The 17586-nt window shown below is 72.8% G+C and carries 14 protein-coding genes; 8 read left to right on the plus strand and 6 right to left on the minus strand.

Annotated elements, in window-relative coordinates; genetic code table 11:
• Positions 1–21: 21 nt before the first annotated feature.
• Together L2K70_RS00465 and L2K70_RS00470 are read left to right on the plus strand one after the other, a co-directional pair.
• Complete coding sequence (locus L2K70_RS00465) at positions 22–1251, plus strand: 4-alpha-glucanotransferase (RefSeq protein ID WP_236397383.1); 1230 nt, start codon at positions 22–24, stop codon at positions 1249–1251.
• 68 nt (positions 1252–1319) lie between these two features.
• Complete coding sequence (locus tag L2K70_RS00470; RefSeq protein WP_236397386.1) at positions 1320–1571, plus strand: PspC domain-containing protein; 252 nt, start codon at positions 1320–1322, stop codon at positions 1569–1571.
• A gap of 80 nt (positions 1572–1651) precedes the next feature.
• Here the strand turns inward: L2K70_RS00470 and L2K70_RS00475 are convergent, their stop codons facing one another.
• Genes L2K70_RS00475 through L2K70_RS00485 form a run of 3 tightly spaced genes read right to left on the minus strand, consistent with a single transcriptional unit; the run spans position 1652 to position 5115 of the window.
• A complete protein-coding gene (locus L2K70_RS00475) occupies positions 1652–3115 on the minus strand; it encodes an MFS transporter (protein ID WP_236397389.1) in 1464 nt (487 codons plus the stop codon).
• Positions 3112–4458, minus strand: a complete 1347-nt coding sequence (locus tag L2K70_RS00480) for a M20/M25/M40 family metallo-hydrolase (protein WP_236397392.1) — start codon at positions 4456–4458, stop codon at positions 3112–3114. The genes L2K70_RS00475 and L2K70_RS00480 overlap by 4 nt, the downstream gene beginning before the upstream one ends.
• A gap of 42 nt (positions 4459–4500) precedes the next feature.
• Positions 4501–5115, minus strand: a complete 615-nt coding sequence (locus L2K70_RS00485; protein WP_236397395.1) for a nitroreductase family protein — start codon at positions 5113–5115, stop codon at positions 4501–4503.
• 170 nt (positions 5116–5285) lie between these two features.
• Here L2K70_RS00485 and L2K70_RS00490 point away from each other — a divergent pair, with 170 nt between their 5' ends.
• The 6 genes from L2K70_RS00490 (at position 5286) to L2K70_RS00515 (ending at position 14180) form a co-directional block, all read left to right on the plus strand.
• The gene (locus L2K70_RS00490) at positions 5286–6491 is read left to right on the plus strand and encodes an allantoate amidohydrolase (RefSeq protein WP_236397398.1); all 1206 of its coding nucleotides are present in this window, start codon (positions 5286–5288) and stop codon (positions 6489–6491) included.
• Positions 6488–7813, plus strand: a complete 1326-nt coding sequence (locus L2K70_RS00495) for a formimidoylglutamate deiminase (RefSeq protein WP_236397401.1) — start codon at positions 6488–6490, stop codon at positions 7811–7813. Before L2K70_RS00490 ends, L2K70_RS00495 begins: the two co-directional genes overlap by 4 nt.
• A complete protein-coding gene (gene hutI / locus L2K70_RS00500; RefSeq protein ID WP_236397404.1) occupies positions 7810–8973 on the plus strand; it encodes an imidazolonepropionase in 1164 nt (387 codons plus the stop codon). Before L2K70_RS00495 ends, hutI begins: the two co-directional genes overlap by 4 nt.
• 277 nt (positions 8974–9250) lie before the next feature.
• Positions 9251–12244 (plus strand): helix-turn-helix transcriptional regulator, encoded by a 2994-nt coding sequence (locus L2K70_RS00505; protein ID WP_236397407.1) that lies wholly within the window; start codon positions 9251–9253, stop codon positions 12242–12244.
• Between the two features lie 72 nt (positions 12245–12316).
• Positions 12317–13381, plus strand: a complete 1065-nt coding sequence (locus L2K70_RS00510; RefSeq protein WP_236397410.1) for a hypothetical protein — start codon at positions 12317–12319, stop codon at positions 13379–13381.
• A gap of 28 nt (positions 13382–13409) precedes the next feature.
• Positions 13410–14180 carry a sucrase ferredoxin gene (locus L2K70_RS00515; protein WP_236397412.1) on the plus strand — a complete coding sequence of 257 codons (771 nt, stop codon included), beginning with the start codon at positions 13410–13412 and terminating at the stop codon, positions 14178–14180.
• A 75-nt stretch (positions 14181–14255) separates the two neighbouring features.
• On the opposite strand, the gene L2K70_RS00520 is transcribed toward L2K70_RS00515, so the two are convergent.
• From L2K70_RS00520 to L2K70_RS00530, 3 genes are read right to left on the minus strand one after another with little or no spacing between them, the layout of a single operon-like run.
• The gene (locus L2K70_RS00520) at positions 14256–15161 is read right to left on the minus strand and encodes a carbohydrate ABC transporter permease (protein WP_236397415.1); all 906 of its coding nucleotides are present in this window, start codon (positions 15159–15161) and stop codon (positions 14256–14258) included.
• Positions 15158–16267: a carbohydrate ABC transporter permease gene (locus L2K70_RS00525; RefSeq protein ID WP_236397417.1), complete on the minus strand. Its 1110-nt coding sequence runs from the start codon at positions 16265–16267 to the stop codon at positions 15158–15160. The genes L2K70_RS00520 and L2K70_RS00525 overlap by 4 nt, the downstream gene beginning before the upstream one ends.
• Positions 16264–17553 (minus strand): sugar ABC transporter substrate-binding protein, encoded by a 1290-nt coding sequence (locus L2K70_RS00530; RefSeq protein WP_236397420.1) that lies wholly within the window; start codon positions 17551–17553, stop codon positions 16264–16266. The genes L2K70_RS00525 and L2K70_RS00530 overlap by 4 nt, the downstream gene beginning before the upstream one ends.
• Between the last annotated feature and the right edge of the window lie 33 nt (positions 17554–17586).

Raw genomic sequence — 17586 nt, forward strand, 5'->3', positions numbered from 1 at the left:
GACGCGTGACACGCTGGCGGCATGGTCACCACAGGCATCTCGGACCGGGTCGCCGGCGTCCAGCTGCATGTCACCTCGCTGCCCGGCGGCCGTCTCGGCGAGCCGGCGCGCGACTTCGTGCGCTGGCTGGCCGATGCCGGTCAGTCGGTGTGGCAGGTGCTGCCCGTCGCGGTCCCGGACGCCCACGGATCGCCGTACGCCTCGCCGTCCGCGTTCGCGGCGTGGCCCGGGCTGCTGGAGGACCCGGACGCGCCGGTCGAGGACGACGAGGTGGCCGCCTTCGCCGAGGAGCACGGGTACTGGGCCGGGTCGTGGGCGGCCCACGGCGGCGACCTCGCCGACCAGGTGCGCTTCGAGCGGGAGTGGCGGGCGCTCCGGACGTTCGCCGCGGACCACGGGGTGCAGGTGATGGGGGACGTGCCGATCTACGTCTCCGCGGGGAGCGCCGACGCGGTCGCCTGGCCGCAGTACTTCAGGGACGACGCCGTCGCCGGCGTCCCGCCGGACGCCTTCACCGAGACCGGTCAGCTGTGGGGCAACCCGCTCTACGACTGGGACGCGCTGGCCACCGACGGCTACCGCTGGTGGGTCGAGCGCCTCCGCCGCAGCCTCTCCCTCTACGACCTGGTCCGCATCGACCACTTCCGGGGCTTCGCCGCGTTCTGGGCCGTTCCCGCCGGCCACGCGACGGCCGAGCACGGACGGTGGGAGCGGGGGCCCGGTCGAGCGGTGTTCGACGCCGCGACCGCGGAGCTCGGTCCGATGCCTGTCGTCGCGGAGGACCTGGGCGTCATCGACGCCCCGGTCGAGCGGCTCCGCGACGCGCTGGGCTTCCCCGGGATGGCCGTCCTGCAGTTCGCCTTCGACCCGGACGGTGACGACCGGCGCCACGAGCCGGAGAACCTCCGTCGCGACCAGGTCGTCTACACCGGCACGCACGACAACGACACCGTCGTCGGGTGGTGGGCGACGCTGCCCGCCCGGCGTCGACGCGAGGCGCAGCGGGCGTGGCGGGCGGCCGGCATCGAGGAGGCCGACCCGGCGTGGGCGATGGTGAGGCTGGCGCACTCCACGCCGTGCCGGCTCGCGATGGTCCAGGCGCAGGACGTGCTCTCTCTCGGCTCCGAGGCGCGGATGAACACGCCCGGCACGGCCGCCACGTGGTCGTGGCAGCTGGAGCCCGGGATGCTGACCGACGGGCTCGCCGCTCGTCTCCGCGAGGCGACGAAGGAGACCGACCGCCTGCGCTGACGGGTTTCGGGGTCCGACCGGGGGTGACCCGGATGGTGCGGCACGGCCGTGCGGCGCATGCTGGAGGCATGGAGAAGATCCGCACCGCCCTCGCCCGCCAGGGCCTCGTCCGCTCGACCGACCGCGCGATCATCGGCGGTGTCTGCGCCGGCGTCGGTCGCCGGCTCGGCCTCAGCCCGTGGGTGACCCGGCTGCTGTTCCTGGTGACGCTCGTCGTGGTCCCCGGCAGCCAGGTCCTGGTCTACCCGCTGCTGTGGTTCGTGATGCCGTCCGAGGACAGCACCGTGACCGCCACCCACGCGCCGTACGGCGCCCGCTGACGCTGGTGCCGCCCCGGACGTCATACGTCCGGGACGAGCGGTGGCCCCGTCCGTATGACGTCCCGGTGGGTCCGTGCCGATCAGGGGCCGACGGTCGCGCGCGGGGCGTCGCTGAAGGCGTGCTTCGGCGCGGCCAGCAGCGCGAGCGCGGCGAGGAACGACGCCCCGGCGCAGACGGCCCACACCGTGAGGTAGCCGCTGAGTGGCGCCACCTTCTTGGCGGTGGCCTCGAGCGAGCCGGTCGCCGTCAGGGCGATGGCGAAGATCGCCGACGCGATCGCGCCGCCGACCGTCTTGGTGCCGTTGGTCATCCCGGTGGCGATCCCGGTGCGCTCGGGCGGAGCGGCGGCGGCCGCCGCCGCAGGCAGCGCGGCGACGAGGGCGCCCGAGCCCAGGCCGGCGATCGCCATGTTGACCAGCGCCTGCCAGGTGTGGTCGTGGAACGGCAGCCACAGCAGGTAGCCGACGCCGACCAGGCAGCAGGCGACGACGAGCGCACGTCGTACGCCGCCGAGGAGCCGCGTCGTCAGCGGCAGGGTGAAGGCGCCGATCGCGAGCGTGACGACGTAGAGCCCGATGAGGGTGGAGATGAAGGCCGAGTCGGCACCGAGGCCGTAGCCGCGCACGGCCGGGTCGGCCTGGGCGTAGGTGGACAGCGGGATCTGACCGCCGAGCACGGGGACGCCGAAGAGGAAGGCCGTGAGCTGCACCGGCCACTGGGCCGAGCTGGAGAACAGCCGCACGTCGACGATCGGCTCGGGGTGGCGCTGCTCGAAGCGCCAGAAGGCGGCGAAGACGGCGAACGAGACCAGGATGGTCAGCCAGCCGAGCACGTTGCCGCCACCGTCGAGGCGCAGCCACACCAGTCCGCCCATCAGCACGCCGAGCGCGACGGTGATGAGCCCGAGGCCACCCCAGTCGATGCCGCCGGTGTCGTCGCCGGGAGCCTGCTCGATGCCGACCAGGATGACGAAGAAGACGGCCGTGACGACGACGGCGGGCAGCGCGAGCAGGACGTTCATGTCCAGTGAGTCGACGAGCAGTCCGCTGGTCAGCGCGCCCACGATGACCGCCAGCTCGAGCGAGCCGACCAGGATCGCGGCCCCGCGACGGGTCAGCAGCTCCTGGCGCCCCGAGTCGCGCGTGCGGCGGTGGATGATCGCGATCTCCAGCGGCAGCCAGACGACGTACGCGCCCTGGATCGCCCACCCGACGAGGAAGCTGGTGAAGCCCGGCGCGAAGGCCAGCCACCACGAGCCGAGCGCGGTGACGGCGGTCGAGATCAGCAGCACCTTCTTGTGGCCGATGAGGTCACCGAGCCGCGCGAGCAGCGGGATGCAGAGCGCGCTGACGATCAGCTGAGCGGCCTCGAACCAGTTGGTGTCGCCCTCGTGGATCGAGAGGTGCTCGGCGATCTGCGGGTAGATCGGCGTGTAGTAGCCCTGCAGGATGCCGCTGGCGAACTCGACGAGGACGAGGAAGCCGACGATGGCCGCGAGCCCCTTCACCGCGGTCGGGGCTGCGGGCCTGGCAGTGGTGCTCATGAGGGAAGCCTCTCGATCAGCAGCTGGTACCAGCGGGCTCCGTCGACGAGGTCGGCGACGCCGATGTGCTCGTCGTAGGAGTGGATCGCCTGGCGCTGGGCCTTGGTCATCCGGAAGGGCGCGAAGCGGTAGACGTGCTCGCTGATGGCGGTGAAGTGGCGCGAGTCGGTGGCCGCCATCATCACGTAGGGCGTGGAGACCGCGTCGGGGAAGACTTCGGAGATGCACGACTCGAGCAGCTCGAAGGCTTCGTCCATCGGCGAGATCGGGGACGGCTCGCCGGACTCGATGACGTCGATGCGGACCGAGTCGTCGGCGATCGCCTTGCGGACGTGCTCGACGACCCCGGCGACCGTGTCGCCCACCATCACGCGGATGTTGAGCCCGGCCTTCGCGGTCGAGGCGATCACGTTGAGCGCAGGTGATCCGCTGAGCGTGGTGGCCGCGACCGTCGTACGCGTCATGGCTGCGGCCTCCGGGCCGGCCGCGAGGAGGGCGCGGGTGACGACCGGCGCGAGCTGGTCGGCGCGGCCCAGCAGCGGTCGCAGGGGGAGGGGCACGTGCGGTGCGATCCGGCGCATCAGCTCGAGGGTCGGAGCGGGGGCCGAGGCAGGGAACGGCGACTTCTCGATCCGCAGGATGGCCCGGGCGATCCGCGCGGTCGGGCCGTTCCTCGCCGGGGTGGAGGCATGTCCGCCGCGGCCCTCCGCGACGAGCTCGAGGGAGGTGGTGCCCTTCTCGGTGACCCCGATGACGCCGAGCGGCGGCTTCACGCCGGGGAAGGCGCCGCCGGCGATCGCGCCGCCCTCGTCGACGACGAGCCACGGGGTGACGCCGCGCTCGCGGAGCACCTCCACCGCCTCCGGGGCGGCGGTGCCGCTGACCTCCTCGTCGCAGCCGAACGACAGCCACACGTCCTGGGCCGGGACGTGGCCGGCCTCGAGCAACGACTCGACCGCCTCGCAGATCGCGGCCACGCACCCCTTGTCGTCGAGGGTGCCGCGCCCCCAGATCGCCGGTCCGCTGGGGGAGTCGTGGATCTCCCCGCCGAAGGCGTCGTGCTGCCACGGAGCCTCCGCGTCGACGGGTACGACGTCGAGGTGGGCCATCAGCACGACCGGCCGGTCGGCGCTGGCGCCCGGCCAGTTGAGGAGCAGCCCGTGGGTCCCGACGACCGTGAGCGTCAGGCGCTCGTGGAGGAGGGGGAAGTGGTCCTTCAGCTCGGCGAGCAGCCGGTCGAACGCCTCCGCGTCGACCCGGCTCGGGTCGCGGTCGGAGACGGTCGGGATGCGGACGAGGGCCTGCAGCGCGGTGACCACCCGGTCGGAGGCGTGGTCGGTCATGCGCTGACCGTAGTGCCTCGAGGGACTCTCGTCAGGCGGGCGTCAGGCTTCCCAGCGTCCCCGGTGCACCACGTCGTGACGTCGGGCGCGCCGGGCCGGGGAGCCGGCGGATCCGGTGTCCTCGGCACGGTGGCCCACGGTGATCGCGCCGACCGGCGTGTGGTCCGCGGGGATGCTGAAGGCGGCCCGGAGGTCGTCGACGTAGTCCGCCGGCACACCGAAGAAGCAGGCGCCCAGGCCCTCGTCGACGGCCGTCTGCAGGATCAGCAGGGACGCCATGCCGGTGTCGACGTACCAGTACGGCACGGCCCACCTGTCCTCGCTGCGGTCGGTCCAGCCCTTGTCCGGCTCGGCGTAGCGGTCGAGGTAGGCGTCCTTGCAGGCGAGCGGGACGATGATCACCGGAGCGGTCCGCATGCCCTCCAGCCACGCGTTGGGCCGGGAGTGGGCGCCGTTGGACCGAGCGCCGGTCGCCCACCAGAAGAGGTCCACGTCGGTCGGCGTGTCCAGGACGAGGAACGCCCATCCCTGGCTGAAGCCCGCGTTGGGCGCGCGCTGGGCGTGCTCGACCATCCGGTCGACGGCGGCGGGGTCCACCGGCTCGGACGAGTAGCGGCGCACCATCCGCCGACGGCGTACGACGTCACGGAACTCCATCGGGCCATCATCACGGGTGTTCCTCACGCGTTTCCCTGACGGGGACCGAAGATTCGGTCTTGATCGCCGGTCGAGCAACCCGCGAGGACGTCGGGCGAGGGTCTGGGATCCGAGACGACTTGCCGGGCGCGTGCGTTGACCGCGTGGTGGGACTTCGATGGACTGCGGGCATGGCGGCCGACGACTTCGAGGCGATGTGGCGCGACCTCGTGCCGGTGGGCCGGTCGGCCTCGTCCGGCGGCTACTTCCGCCAGCCCTGGGGGGCCGCCGAGGTCGAGCTGCGGACGTGGTTCGCCGAGCAGTGCGCCGCCCGGGGGCTGACCGTCGAGACCGACGGCATCGGCAACCAGGTCGCCTGGTGGGGCGATGGTGACCAGGGGGTGCTCACCGGCTCGCACCTCGACTCGGTCCTCGACGGCGGTGCGTACGACGGCCCGCTGGGCGTCGTGTCCGCCCTGGCGGCCCTCGACACCCTGCGCGCCCGCGGCGTCGTCGCGGACCGGCCGATCGGGATCGGCGTGTTCGTGGAGGAGGAGGGCTCGCGGTTCGGCCGGGCCTGCCTGGGGTCGCGGCTGGTGACCGGCGCGACCACGTGGGACGACGCGCGCGGGCTGCGCGACCGCGACGGCGTCTTCCTCGCCGACGCCGTCGCCGCCTCGGGGCTCGACCCGTCGCGCGGACTGCTGGACCTCGAGCGGGTCGGGACGTTCGTCGAGCTGCACGTCGAGCAGGGCCGCGACCTGGTCGACCGCGGCGTCGCGGTCGGCCTGGCGAGCGAGATCTGGCCGCACGGTCGCTGGCGCTTCGACTTCGCCGGCCAGGCCAACCACGCCGGCACCACGCGCATGGAGGACCGGCACGACCCGATGCTCACCTTCGCGATGACCGCGCTCGCCGCCAACAAGCAGGCCCGCCTCTCCGGCCAGCGCGCCACCTTCGGCCGGGTGCAGGTCGAGCCCAACGGCACCAACGCGGTCCCGTCGCTGGTGACCGCCTGGCTCGACGCGCGCGCGTCCTCCGACGACGAGCTCGCCGCGCTCGTCGACCAGGTCGAGCGGCAGGGCACCGACCGCGCCGGTCGCGACGGGACGTCGCTCGTGGTGACCCCCGAGTCGGTGTCCGGATCGGTCGCCTTCGCCCCCGACCTCGCCGCCCGCCTCGCCGGGCTCGGGGACTGGCCGGTCGTCCCGACGCAGGCGGGCCACGACGCGGGCATCCTGTCCGACGCCGGCATCCCGACCGCGATGGTCTTCGTCCGCAACCCGACCGGCGTCTCGCACTCGCCCGACGAGCACGCCGAGACCGCCGACTGCCTCGCCGGCGTGGAGGCCCTCGCCGACGTGCTCGCGGAGCTGACCGGGCCCGCCCAGCCATGACGGCGTACCTCCTCGAGCACGCCTGGCTGCCGTCGGAGACGGGGGGTCGCTTCGCCGACGACGTGCTGGTCGAGGTCGAGGGCGGTCGCTTCACGGCGGTGACGCCCGACGCCGACCCGCCGCGCGCCGTCCCCGTTCGCGGGCTGGTCGTGCCCGGCCTGGCCAACACCCACAGCCACGCCTTCCACCGCGCACTGCGCGGGCGCACCCAGCGCGAGCGCGGGACGTTCTGGACCTGGCGCGACCAGATGTACGACGTCGCCGCGCGGCTCGACCCGGACACCTACCTCGCCCTCGCGCGGGCGACGTACCGCGAGATGGCGGCCGCCGGGATCACCAGCGTCGGGGAGTTCCACTACCTGCACCACCAGTCCGACGGCACCCCCTACGCCGACCCCAACGAGATGGGTCTCGCACTCGTGCACGCGGCACACGAGGCCGGCATCCGGATCACGCTGCTCGACACGCTCTACCTCTCCTCGGGCTTCGGCGCTGCGCCCGAGGGCGCGCAGGTCCGCTACAGCGACGGATCGGCGGACGCGTGGGCCGAGCGGGTGGACGCGCTCGCGCCGATCGGCGGCAGCACGGTGGGTGCGGCGGTCCACTCCGTGCGCGCGGTCCCCCAGGACGCCCTCGACGTCGTGGCCGGCTGGGTCGGCGACCGCCCGCTGCACGTGCACCTCTCCGAGCAGGTCGCCGAGAACGACGCCTGCCTCGAGGCGTACGGCGTCACCCCGGCGCGGCTGCTCGCCGACCACGGCCTGCTCCGCCCGACGACGTCGCTCGTGCACGCCACCCACCTCGGTGACGACGACGTCGCGCTGATCGGCGGGGCCGGGTGCTACGCGTCGTTCTGCCCGACCACGGAGCGCGACCTCGGTGACGGCATCGGCCCCTCGCGACGCTTGCGCGACGCCGGTGCCCGGCTGACGCTCGGCTCCGACAGCCACGCGGTGATCGACCCCTTCGAGGAGATGCGCGCGGTCGAGCTCGACGAGCGCCTCGCCTCGCAGCAGCGCGGTCACTGGACGGCGCGCGAGCTGCTCACGGCTGCCACCGCCGACGGCCATGCATCCCTCGGCTGGGACGACGCGGGCGAGATCGCCGTCGGGCAGCGGGCCGACCTGGTCGTCCTCGACCCGGCGTCGCCGCGTACTGCGGGCACCGGCCGCGACGAGAACAGCGTCGTCTTCGCGGCCACCGCCGAGGACGTACGACGGGTCATGGCCGACGGCCGGTGGATCGTCGACGACGGCGACCGGGCGGCGATCGGGCGCGAGCTGGACGAGGTCGTCGAGCGCATCTGGAGGGATCACACGTGACGACCACAGTCATCACCCGCATCGGCGAGCTCGTCACCAACGACCCGGAGCGTGAGGGCCTTCTCGGCCTCGTCCACGACGCGGCCGTCGTGCTCGACGGCGCCACGGTCGCGTGGGTCGGGCCCGCTGCCGACGCGCCCGCCGCCGACGCGCAGGTCGACGCCGGCGGTCGGGCCGTCATCCCGGGCTTCGTCGACAGCCACAGCCACCTCGTCTTCGCCGGTGACCGCTCGGCGGAGTTCGAGGCGCGGATGACGGGGCAGCCCTACACCGCGGGTGGGATCCGCACGACGGTCGCGCGCACGCGGGCGGCCTCCGACGACCAGCTCACCTCCCACGTCGCCCGGCTCGTCGCCGAGATGCGCGCCCAGGGCACCACGACGCTGGAGATCAAGAGCGGCTACGGCCTGTCGGTCCACGACGAGGCGCGCAGCCTCGCGGTCGCTCGGCAGTTCACCGAGGAGACGACGTTCCTCGGCGCCCACGTCGTACCGGCCGACACCTCCCCGGAGGACTACGTCGAGCTGGTCACCGGTCCGATGCTGGAGGCGGCGGCGCCGCACGCCCGCTGGATCGACGTCTTCTGCGAGGACGGCGCCTTCGACGTCGACCAGGCGCGGGCCGTCCTCGCGGCGGGGGCCGACAGCGGCCTGCGTGGACGGCTCCACGCCAACCAGCTGACGTACGGCGGCGGGGTCCGGCTGGCCTGCGAGCTCGGCCTGGTCGCCGTCGACCACTGCACCTTCCTCAGCGACGCCGACGTCGCGGCGCTCAGCGAGTCGGGCACCATCGCGACGCTCCTGCCGGGCGTCGAGTTCTCCACCCGCCAGCCCTACCCGGACGCGCGCGGCCTCATCGACGCCGGCGTACGGGTCGCGCTCGCCAGCGACTGCAACCCCGGCTCGTGCTTCACCTCCTCGATGGCGCTCTGCATTGCGCTCGCGGTCCGGGAGATGCGGATGAGCCCGGCCGAGGCGCTGCACGCCGCCACCGCGACCGGCGCCGCAGCCCTCGACCGCGACGACGTCGGCGTGCTCGCCCCGGGCAAGGCCGCCGACCTCGTGCTCCTCGAGGCACCGTCCTACGTCCACCTCGCCTACCGCCCCGGCGTCCCGCTCGTCGCGGGCGTCTGGCAGGGCGGCCGCCCCGGACTGGGGTAGTCCGCACCTACCTCAGACGACGCTCGTACCCCGCCCGCGCACCCGTCTGAGGTAGGCGATCACGCGGAGATAGGGCACGTGCCCGATGCCCGCCCCTACCTCAGCGGACGAATCTCTTCCCACCGGCCCACCACGGGGCCGGACGAGAAGAGGAGAAGCACATGTTCACCACCGACAGCTTCCTGGGTGCTGAGGTCAAGTACCGACAGGACAAGGTCCGCCAGGACTACAGGGCCCGCCGATGGGTCCGCCGCAACGTCGTCACGACGAACGAGAAGTGACGCGCGGCGCGATCGGCGCCGAGGTGTCGGAGCGGCACGACATGATGTCGTCCGTGCCGGCGCTGAGGACCACCGATCTGATCGGACGCGATGCCGAGCTGGAGCAGCTGAGCTCCCAGCTCGGCATTCGTGCGTCCGGAGGCGGTACGACGTCGGGGGTGGAGCAGACGGTCCGCGCGATGCTCGTCGCCGGGGACGCCGGGGTCGGCAAGACCCGGGTCCTGATGGCGCTGCGCGACGTCGCGATCGAGGCGGGCTGGCACGTGGTCGCCGGTCACTGCCTCGACCTCGCGGACAGCTCGCTGCCCTACCTCCCCTTCTCCGAGATCCTCGGCCGGCTGATGACCGACCAGCCCGACGTCGCCACCCGCGTCCTCGACGCCCACCCCACCCTCGCCCGCCTCCAGCCGGGCCGGCGGATCCGCACCAGTGAGACCGCGTCGGGCGACCAGGCCCTCGACCGCGGCAACATCTACGACGCGTTCGGCGACCTCCTCTCCGCCGTCGCGCACGATGCTCCCGTCCTCGTCATGGTCGAGGACGCGCACTGGGCCGACGAGTCGACCCGCGACATGCTCAGCTTCCTCTTCTCCCGCCCGGCCCCGGGCGTCTCGCTCGTCGTCTCCTACCGATCCGACGACCTCCACCGCCGCCACCCGCTGCGGCGCCAGGTGGCCGAGTGGATGCGCCTGCGCGGCGTCGACCGGCTCCAGGTCGAGCCCCTCCACGACGACGACGTACGCCTCCTCGTCCGGGCGCTGCACCCCTCGACGATGTCGGAGGCGGAGTACACCTCGATCGTCGACCGCGCCGAGGGCAACCCGTTCTTCATCGAGGAGCTGGTGGGCGCCGCGTGGTCCGGCCAGGTCCCCGGCGAGCTCGCCGACGTCCTGCTCGTCCACCTCGACCGCCTCGACGACACCACCCGCCAGGTCGTGCGTCTGGTCTCGGTCGCCGGTCGCCAGGTCAGCCACGAGCTGCTCGCCACGGTGTCCGACCTCGGCGCCGCCGAGCTGGAGACGGCGCTGCGCAACGCCGTCGAGTCCCACGTGCTCGTCGCCTCGCGCGGCGGCACCTACGCCTTCCGCCACGCCCTGCTCGGGGAGGCGGTCTACGACGACCTGCTGCCCGGCGAGCGGATCCGGCTGCACGCCGACTTCGTGTCGGCGCTCGGCGAGGGCCGCGTCGTCGGTACGGCGGCCGAGCTGGCGCAGCACGCCCGCCGGGCCGACGACCGTCCGGTCGCCGTCCGCGCCTCCATCGAGGCCGGCGAGGAGGCGCTCGCCGTCGGCGGCCCGTCCGAGGCCGCCACCCACTTCCTCGACGCGCTCGAGCTCATCGACACCTCCCGCACGCCGGTCGGCGAGGTCGACGCGTCCGTCCTCGCCCGTCGCTGCGCGGAGGCGCTGATCGCGTCCGGGCGCGTCTACAAGGCCGTGAAGGTGCTGAGGGCGCGGCTGGCGACGCTCCCGGCCGACGGCGCGGACGTCGACCGGGGCCAGCTGCTCACCGCCCTGGCGTCCGCGCTGATGCTCACCGACACGCCCGACTCGCCCCGCGAGATCGCCGCCCAGGCGGTCGACCTGCTCCACAACGCCCCGCCCAAGCTGCTCGTGCGCGCGCTGCTCGTCCAGGCCCAGAGCCTCGCCGGGTGGCACCAGGACGAGGCGCGGGCGATCGCCCTCGACGCCCTCGAGCTCGCCGAGCGCCACGACCTCACCAGCCTGGCCGTCGAGCTGCACACCACCGTCGCGGGCCTCGACCCGGCCGGCGGCTCGAGCGCCAGTGCCGGGTGGCGCGCCGCGGCCGAGCGGGCCCGTCACGCCGGGCTCCTCGAGCCCGAGCTGCGCGCGCTCTACCTGCTGGGCCGCCTGCACCACGACGAGGGCGACCTCGACACGGCGATCGCGGTCTACCGCGAGACGATCGAGCGCAGCGAGGTCGGCGGCCTGGTCTGGTCGCCCTACCCGGCCGAGGCGCGGCTGCTGCTCGCCGTCGCCCTCACCCACCAGGGCAGGCTCGACGAGGCGTGGGACCTGCTCGACGTGAGCGGCCAGAACCCGCCGATGGTCTTCGAGTGGCTGTTCTTCGCCCACCAGATGCTGATCCTCATCGGCATCCGCGGCGAGCCCAAGCCCCAGGCGCTCGAGCGGCTGCGCGACTACTGGGGCACCGACGGGCTCACCGCCGTCACGTCCGCCAGCGCGGAGCTCCTACGCGCCAACGCCGCAGGCGACGCCGAGACCGCGATCGAGGTCTACGACCAGGTCGTAGCGACCGTCGTGCCGCTGTGGCACGACTGGTTCCAAGCGCGGTTGCGGCTCGCGACGCTGGTCATCGCCGCCCTCGCCACCGCCGCAGCTCGCCAGTCGGTCGACGAGCGCGAGTCGGCCCGCGCCGAGGTCGAGCGGATGCTCTCCGACGGCGGACGGGTCATCGACTTCTACGCGCCCTACGACGACAGCCACGGCCCGGAGTACCGCATGTGGGTGGCCCGCCGCAGCGCGGAGCACCTGCGATGGCGCTGGCTCGCCCAGGTCGACCCGCCGTCCGGCGACGAGCTGGTCGCGGCCTGGCGGGCCGCCGAGGAGGCGGCCGTGACCTACGGCAGCGTGCCCGAGATCGCGCAGGCGCGGGTGCGCCTCGCGGGCGTGCTGCGCGCGACCGGCGACCCCGCCGGTGCCCGCGAGGTCGCCGACCTCGCCCGACGGGCGGCGCACGAGCTGCGCGCCCGGCCGCTCCTCGACGAGCTGGTGGCGCAGGGGTCGGCGCCCGCCCCGGAGCCCGCGTCGGGCGAGGTGGCCCTGACGCCGCGCGAGTCCGAGATCCTGGCCCTCGTCGCCGAGGGCCGCAGCAACGGCGAGATCGGCAAGCAGCTCTTCATCAGCACCAAGACGGTGTCGGTGCACGTGTCCAACATCCTGGCCAAGCTCGACGCCGCGTCGCGCACCGAGGCAGCCGCCGTCGCCCGCCGCCGCGGCCTGATCTGAGGGGCGGGAGCGTTTCGGTCCGCGCCCAGCGGGTAGGTGGGCGGGACCGATCTCGAGACCCGGGGAGCCCCCATGCACGTACGTCGTCGCCTGACCGTCGCAGTCGCCGCAGCCGCGGTGGCCCTCACCCCGGTCCTGGTGGCGCCCGTGGCGTCGGCCACCCCGTCGGGGGGTGACGACCGCGTCGCGGACGCGCCCCTCGTGACGCGCGACACCCTGCTCCGACCCGCGTCACCCAGGACGCTCGAGCCCCGGGCGACCTCGCTGCGCGCCGCCCGCCGCCCGCTGTTCGCCTTCTGGGGGCAGAAGTACAACCGGATCGACGGCTTCACCTTCCAGGCCGCGGTCCGCGGTTCCGGGACGGGCATCCAGCTCGGCGTGGCGTGGAAGACCTACCGCGGCGTCAGGCCGATCCTCCCGAAGAAGGTGTTCGTCCAGTCCCGTGTCGACGGCGGGACGTGGACCACGGTGCCCGGCGCCCGCGGCAGGATCAGGAAGTCGGGCTTCGTGCTGGCCGCCGTGCCCGCCCACGTCGTCCCGGCCGGCGTGCCGGTGCAGACCGTCGACTACCGGCTCAAGACCAAGAGGATCACCTCCGGACCGCGCAAGGCGCGCCGCAGCATCGTCTCCGATCCGGTGTCGGTGCGTTTCGAGAACCAGTCGATGTACACCGGTGACCAGGCCCGCTTCTACGCGCCGATCAAGGACCTCTGCCCCAGCGCGAGCATCACCCTCGACACCGGGCACACCATCGCGCAGAAGCGCGACGCGGTCTTCGACTTCCAGTACGGCATCGCCATCGACGTCGCCGAGATCAACGCCGTCACCTCGGAGACGGAGGCGTCCAAGCTCGCCGTGGCCATCCACGAGTGCGCGCACTGGCGCCAGTTCTACAACTGGGGTGGCACGCTCAAGGGCTTCCGGGCGATGGAGAAGCGGTCCGGCGAGGTCTTCGTCGCCGACACGAACCCCAGCGGCCCGACCGCTCCGATGCAGCCCGACTGGGCGCCGCTCGAGCACGCAGCCGACTGCGCGACCTTCCTCGTCACCTCGGGTGCCCAGCGCACCTACGGCGGCTGGTGCAACCCGACCGAGTCGGCCGCCGCGGGTCTGCTCTGGCAGGGGCAGAAGTACTGAGCGGTGCCCCGTCGGCGAGACTGGTGCGGTGCCTGACTTCCGCTGCTCCGTCGCGAGCGTCGAGGACGCCGAGCCCATCATCGGCACCGCACCGACCGACCCCGAGATCCTGCTCGTCGAGTGCCCCGGCCCGTGGGGACGCGAGGCGGTCACCGACAACCGCCTCCCCGAGGTCGTGCGCGACCACCTCGCCGGGCTCGACCTGAAGGTCTTCCTGCTGCGGCGGTACGACGGCAGCGCCGGACCCGGCACCCACGTCTTCCACGCGAGTGCCACCGCCGACGGCTACGACGTCCGCCGCGCTGTGCTCGACCGCCCCGAGGACCTCGTCGGGCTCGACCTCGGGCCCGGCTCGGCCACCCTGACGCCGTACGACGACCCGCTCTGGCTGGTCTGCACCAACGGCAAGCGCGACCGCTGCTGCGCGGAGATCGGCCGGCCCATCGCCGGCCTCCTGAGCGAGGAGTGGCCCGACGGCACGTGGGAGACCACCCACCTCGGCGGCCACCGCTTCTCGGGCACGCTGCTCGCCCTGCCGAGCGGGCTGACGCTGGGTCGTCTCGACACCGCGACCGCGCTCGCCGCCTGCGAGGCCGTCGCACGCGGCGAGGTGCCGCTCGACCACGTCCGCGGCCGTGCGGGCCGGTCCGGTGTGGAGCAGGCGCACGAGCTGCACGTGCTCGCCGGCGGCGACCCGGCCGACGAGCTCGTCGCCGTGCCCGGCCCGCCGCGACGGCAGTCGTGCGGCGACGACAAGCTCAAGGGGACCATGCGCTACGAGGTACGCGCGCTCGCCTGATCGACCGTTCCGACGAGGTGTGCCGGCGCCGGGCGGTGCTAGGAGGCGGACCCGCCCGGCGCCGGAGTCGGTGGGTCAGCCCTTCTCCGCCCCTGCCGTACCTCCACGCACGAGGTACTTCTGGAAGACGAAGAAGACGATCGCGACCGGGATGGTCATCAGCAGCGCCGCGGCCATCGAGATCGGGTACTGGTTGCCCGAGCCGAGCTGGCCGCTGGTGAGCGTCGCGACACCCTTGGTGAGGGTGAACAGGTCCGGGTCGCGTGAGGCGATCAGGAAGTGCGGCAGCTCGTTCCACGAGCCCTGGAAGGACAGGATCGTGAGCGTGATGAGCGCCGGCCTCGCCATCGGCAGCACGACCGACCAGAAGATCCGGAACGTGCTGGCTCCGTCGATGCGGGCCGCCTCCTCGACCGACTCGGGGATGGTCTCGAAGAACTGCTTCATGATGAAGACGCCCGCGGCGTCGACCAGCAGGGGCAGGAAGAGCGCCGGGAACGTGTCGTAGAGGCCGAGGTAGCGCAGCACCAGGAACTTCGGGATCAGCAGCACGACCCCGGGCACCGCCATCACCGCGAGGATCGAGGTGAAGACCGCCTGCCGCCCGCGGAACTTGATGCGCGCGAGCGCGTAGCCGGCGAGCGAGCAGAAGAACACCCGCCCGGCTGTGACGAGCAGGGTGACGATGATCGAGTTGAGCGACCAGAGCGGGAAGTCGGTGTCGAAGAGCCGCCGGAACGCCTGGAGCGTGAACGGGTGGGCGACCGGCGACAGCGGGCTGGCCACGGCATCGGGGTTGGTCTTGAACGACGTCGTCACCTGGACCACGAAGGGGTAGAGGTAGACGACGGAGAAGAAGACCAGCACGACGTAGCCCAGGAACAGCCACAGCGCCGTGCGGTCACCGACCATCGGCTTGGTCTCCGGCGGCTTGCCGGTGGCCGCCACCGCGGTGGCGGTCTCGGTGGTCTGCGTGCTCACGACGCCGTACCTCCCTCGGCGGCGCTGCGCGCGCGGAGCCTGCGCGTACGACGCTCCTGCCGCTTGGTCTCGATGGCGTCCTTGTCGCGGAAGAGGAACCGCTGGAAGGTCGTCATCGCGAAGATGATGAGGAACAGCACGAACGCCATGGCCGCTGCAATGCCCCACTTCTGGTTGTCGAAGGCATAGGAGTACGACAGGTAGGCGGGGGTGAGGGTCGTCTTGCCCGGCCCGCCCTTCGTCATGACGTACACCTGGTCGAAGACCTGCCACGTGCCGATCAGTCCGAGCGTCGTGACGAGCAGCATCGTGGGCCGCAGGTGGGGCAGCGTGACGTTGCGGAACACGCCCCAGCGCCCGGCGCCGTCGATGCGCGCGGCCTCCTCGACCTCGAGCGGGAGGTCCTGCAGCGCGGCGAGGAACATCAGCATGAAGGTGCCAGCGGTCGTCCAGACGACGAGCATGATGATGACCGACAGCGCGACGCTGGGGCCGGCGAGCCAGTCCCACCACGTCAGGCCCAGGACTCCTCCGTCGGTCAGCCCGGACGGCGGGGCCGAGGCGTTCCACAGCCCCAGCCCGTCGCCGAGCAGGTGCAGCAGGCCGCGCGAGTCGTTGAACCACGTGGGCCCGTCGATGCCGATCGCGTCCAGCAGCGTGTTGATGACGCCGCCGCCGCTGAAGAGGAACAGGAACACCAGGCTGATCGCGACCGAGCTGACCACCGACGGGAAGTAGAAGGCGGTGCGGAAGAAGCCGACCCCCTTGAGCATCCGCTGGTTGAGCACCAGCGCGAGGAACAGTGCGAACGCCGTCTGCAGCGGGACGACCAGCAGCACGTAGAAGAAGTTGTTGCGCAGCGAGGTCATGAAGTCCGACCGCGTCAGGCCGCCCTGCTCACCGACGAGCTCGCGGTAGTTGTCGAGCCCGACGAAGCCGGTGCCGGACGCGAACGGGCTGCCCCGGCCGTTCCAGTCGGTGAAGGAGACCCACAGAGCCATCAGCACCGGGACCGCGAGGAACAGCCCCAGGACCACCAGGGTGGGGGAGACGAATGCCCACCCCGCCCTGGCCTGGCCCGTGCGGATGCTCGAGGAGCGGCTCACTGCAGCTCCGCGTCGGCGTTCTTCTGGAAGGACTCGAGGATGCCGGTGACGTCGGCGGTCTTGAGCTGCTCGAGCTGCGAGTCGAGGTCGGCGACGACCGGGCCGAGACCGGGGAGGTTGACCGGGCCCTGGCCGTAGTCACCACCGGCGATGAACGGCGCGTCCTCCGGGAACTGGTCGACGTAGTCGGCCTGGGCGGACTCGCGGCTCGGCATGACACCGAAGGCGTCGGCGTTCTTCAGCTGCTGCTCAGGGGTGGTGAGCGCCTCCACGAGCGACACGGCGGCCTCCTGGTTGGGGGAGTCGGCGGCGATGCCGTAGCACTGGGTGAACAGCAGCGTGCCCTTGCCGGCCGGGCCCTCCGGGAGCTCCGCGACGGTGTAGTCGACGTCCGGGTAGTCGTTCTCCATGGCGCCGCGGATCCAGTTGCCCTCGATCGTCATCGCGGCCTTCTCGGTGCCGAAGCCCTCGCCGCCCCAGCCGGCGTCGACGTCGGGGGCGAGGACGGCCGAGCCGTCCTTCAGGAGGCCCTGGACGTACTCGAGCGCCTCGACGTTGGACGGCTCGGTCGCGGTCGCCTCGCCGCTGTCGGCGTCGACCCACCAACCGCCGTTCTGCACGAGGAAGGCGCCGACGCGGTCGCGTCCGATGCCCAGCACGAGGCCGGCCTGGTCGGGCGTGGTCAGCTTCTGCGCGACGTCGGACAGCTCGTCCCACGTGGTGGGGATGTCGGCGTCGGTGAGGCCGGCCTTCTTCCACGACGCGGTGTTGATCTCGAGCGCGAGGGTGGAGAAGTCCTTCGGGGCGCAGTAGGCCTGGTCGTCGAGGGTGAAGGTGTCGACGAGGTTGGGGTAGAAGTCATCGGCGCCCTCGAGCTGGTCCATGTAGGGGTAGAGGTTCCCGGCCTCGGCGTAGTCGCCGAACACACTGGCATCCACGTAGAAGACGTCGGGCGGGTTGCCGCCCGCGAAGCCCTGCGAGAGCTGCTGGCCGATGTCGTTGGCCACCACGACCTCGACCTCGTTGCCGCTCTCCTCGGCCCACGCGTTCGCGGCGTCCTCGACCGCCTTGGTCTCGGCGTCACCGCTGCTGGCGATGAGGACCTGCAGCTCGGCGGGACCGTCGCCCGAGGATGCCGGCTCGTCGGCGGAGTCGTCCTCGAACCCGCCGCCACCGCAGGCGGCGAGCGCGATCGACGAGCCGAGCGCCAGCGCCACGAGGGACGTACGGCGGCGGCCGGTGCGGCCGGTGCGGCCAGTGCGGGTGGTGCGGGAGGTGGCGGACATGTGGTGCTCCTTCATGGGTGGATCGGAGGTGCG

This window comes from Nocardioides potassii (genome assembly GCF_021648885.1).
Taxonomy (GTDB): Bacteria; Actinomycetota; Actinomycetes; order Propionibacteriales; family Nocardioidaceae; genus Nocardioides; species Nocardioides potassii.

Bases quoted from the DNA above. Each gene is read 5' to 3' on its own strand.
- L2K70_RS00470 (WP_236397386.1), top strand. From the start codon at position 1,320: ATGGAGAAGATCCGCACCGCCCTCGCCCGCCAGGGCCTCGTCCGCTCG.
- L2K70_RS00480 (WP_236397392.1), bottom strand. From the start codon at position 4,458: ATGACCGACCACGCCTCCGACCGGGTGGTCACCGCGCTGCAGGCCCTC.
- L2K70_RS00485 (WP_236397395.1), bottom strand. From the start codon at position 5,115: ATGGAGTTCCGTGACGTCGTACGCCGTCGGCGGATGGTGCGCCGCTAC.
- L2K70_RS00530 (WP_236397420.1), bottom strand. From the start codon at position 17,553: ATGTCCGCCACCTCCCGCACCACCCGCACTGGCCGCACCGGCCGCACC.
- L2K70_RS00495 (WP_236397401.1), top strand. From the start codon at position 6,488: ATGACGGCGTACCTCCTCGAGCACGCCTGGCTGCCGTCGGAGACGGGG.
- L2K70_RS00465 (WP_236397383.1), top strand. From the start codon at position 22: ATGGTCACCACAGGCATCTCGGACCGGGTCGCCGGCGTCCAGCTGCAT.
- L2K70_RS00510 (WP_236397410.1), top strand. From the start codon at position 12,317: ATGCACGTACGTCGTCGCCTGACCGTCGCAGTCGCCGCAGCCGCGGTG.
- L2K70_RS00490 (WP_236397398.1), top strand. From the start codon at position 5,286: ATGGCGGCCGACGACTTCGAGGCGATGTGGCGCGACCTCGTGCCGGTG.
- L2K70_RS00475 (WP_236397389.1), bottom strand. From the start codon at position 3,115: ATGAGCACCACTGCCAGGCCCGCAGCCCCGACCGCGGTGAAGGGGCTC.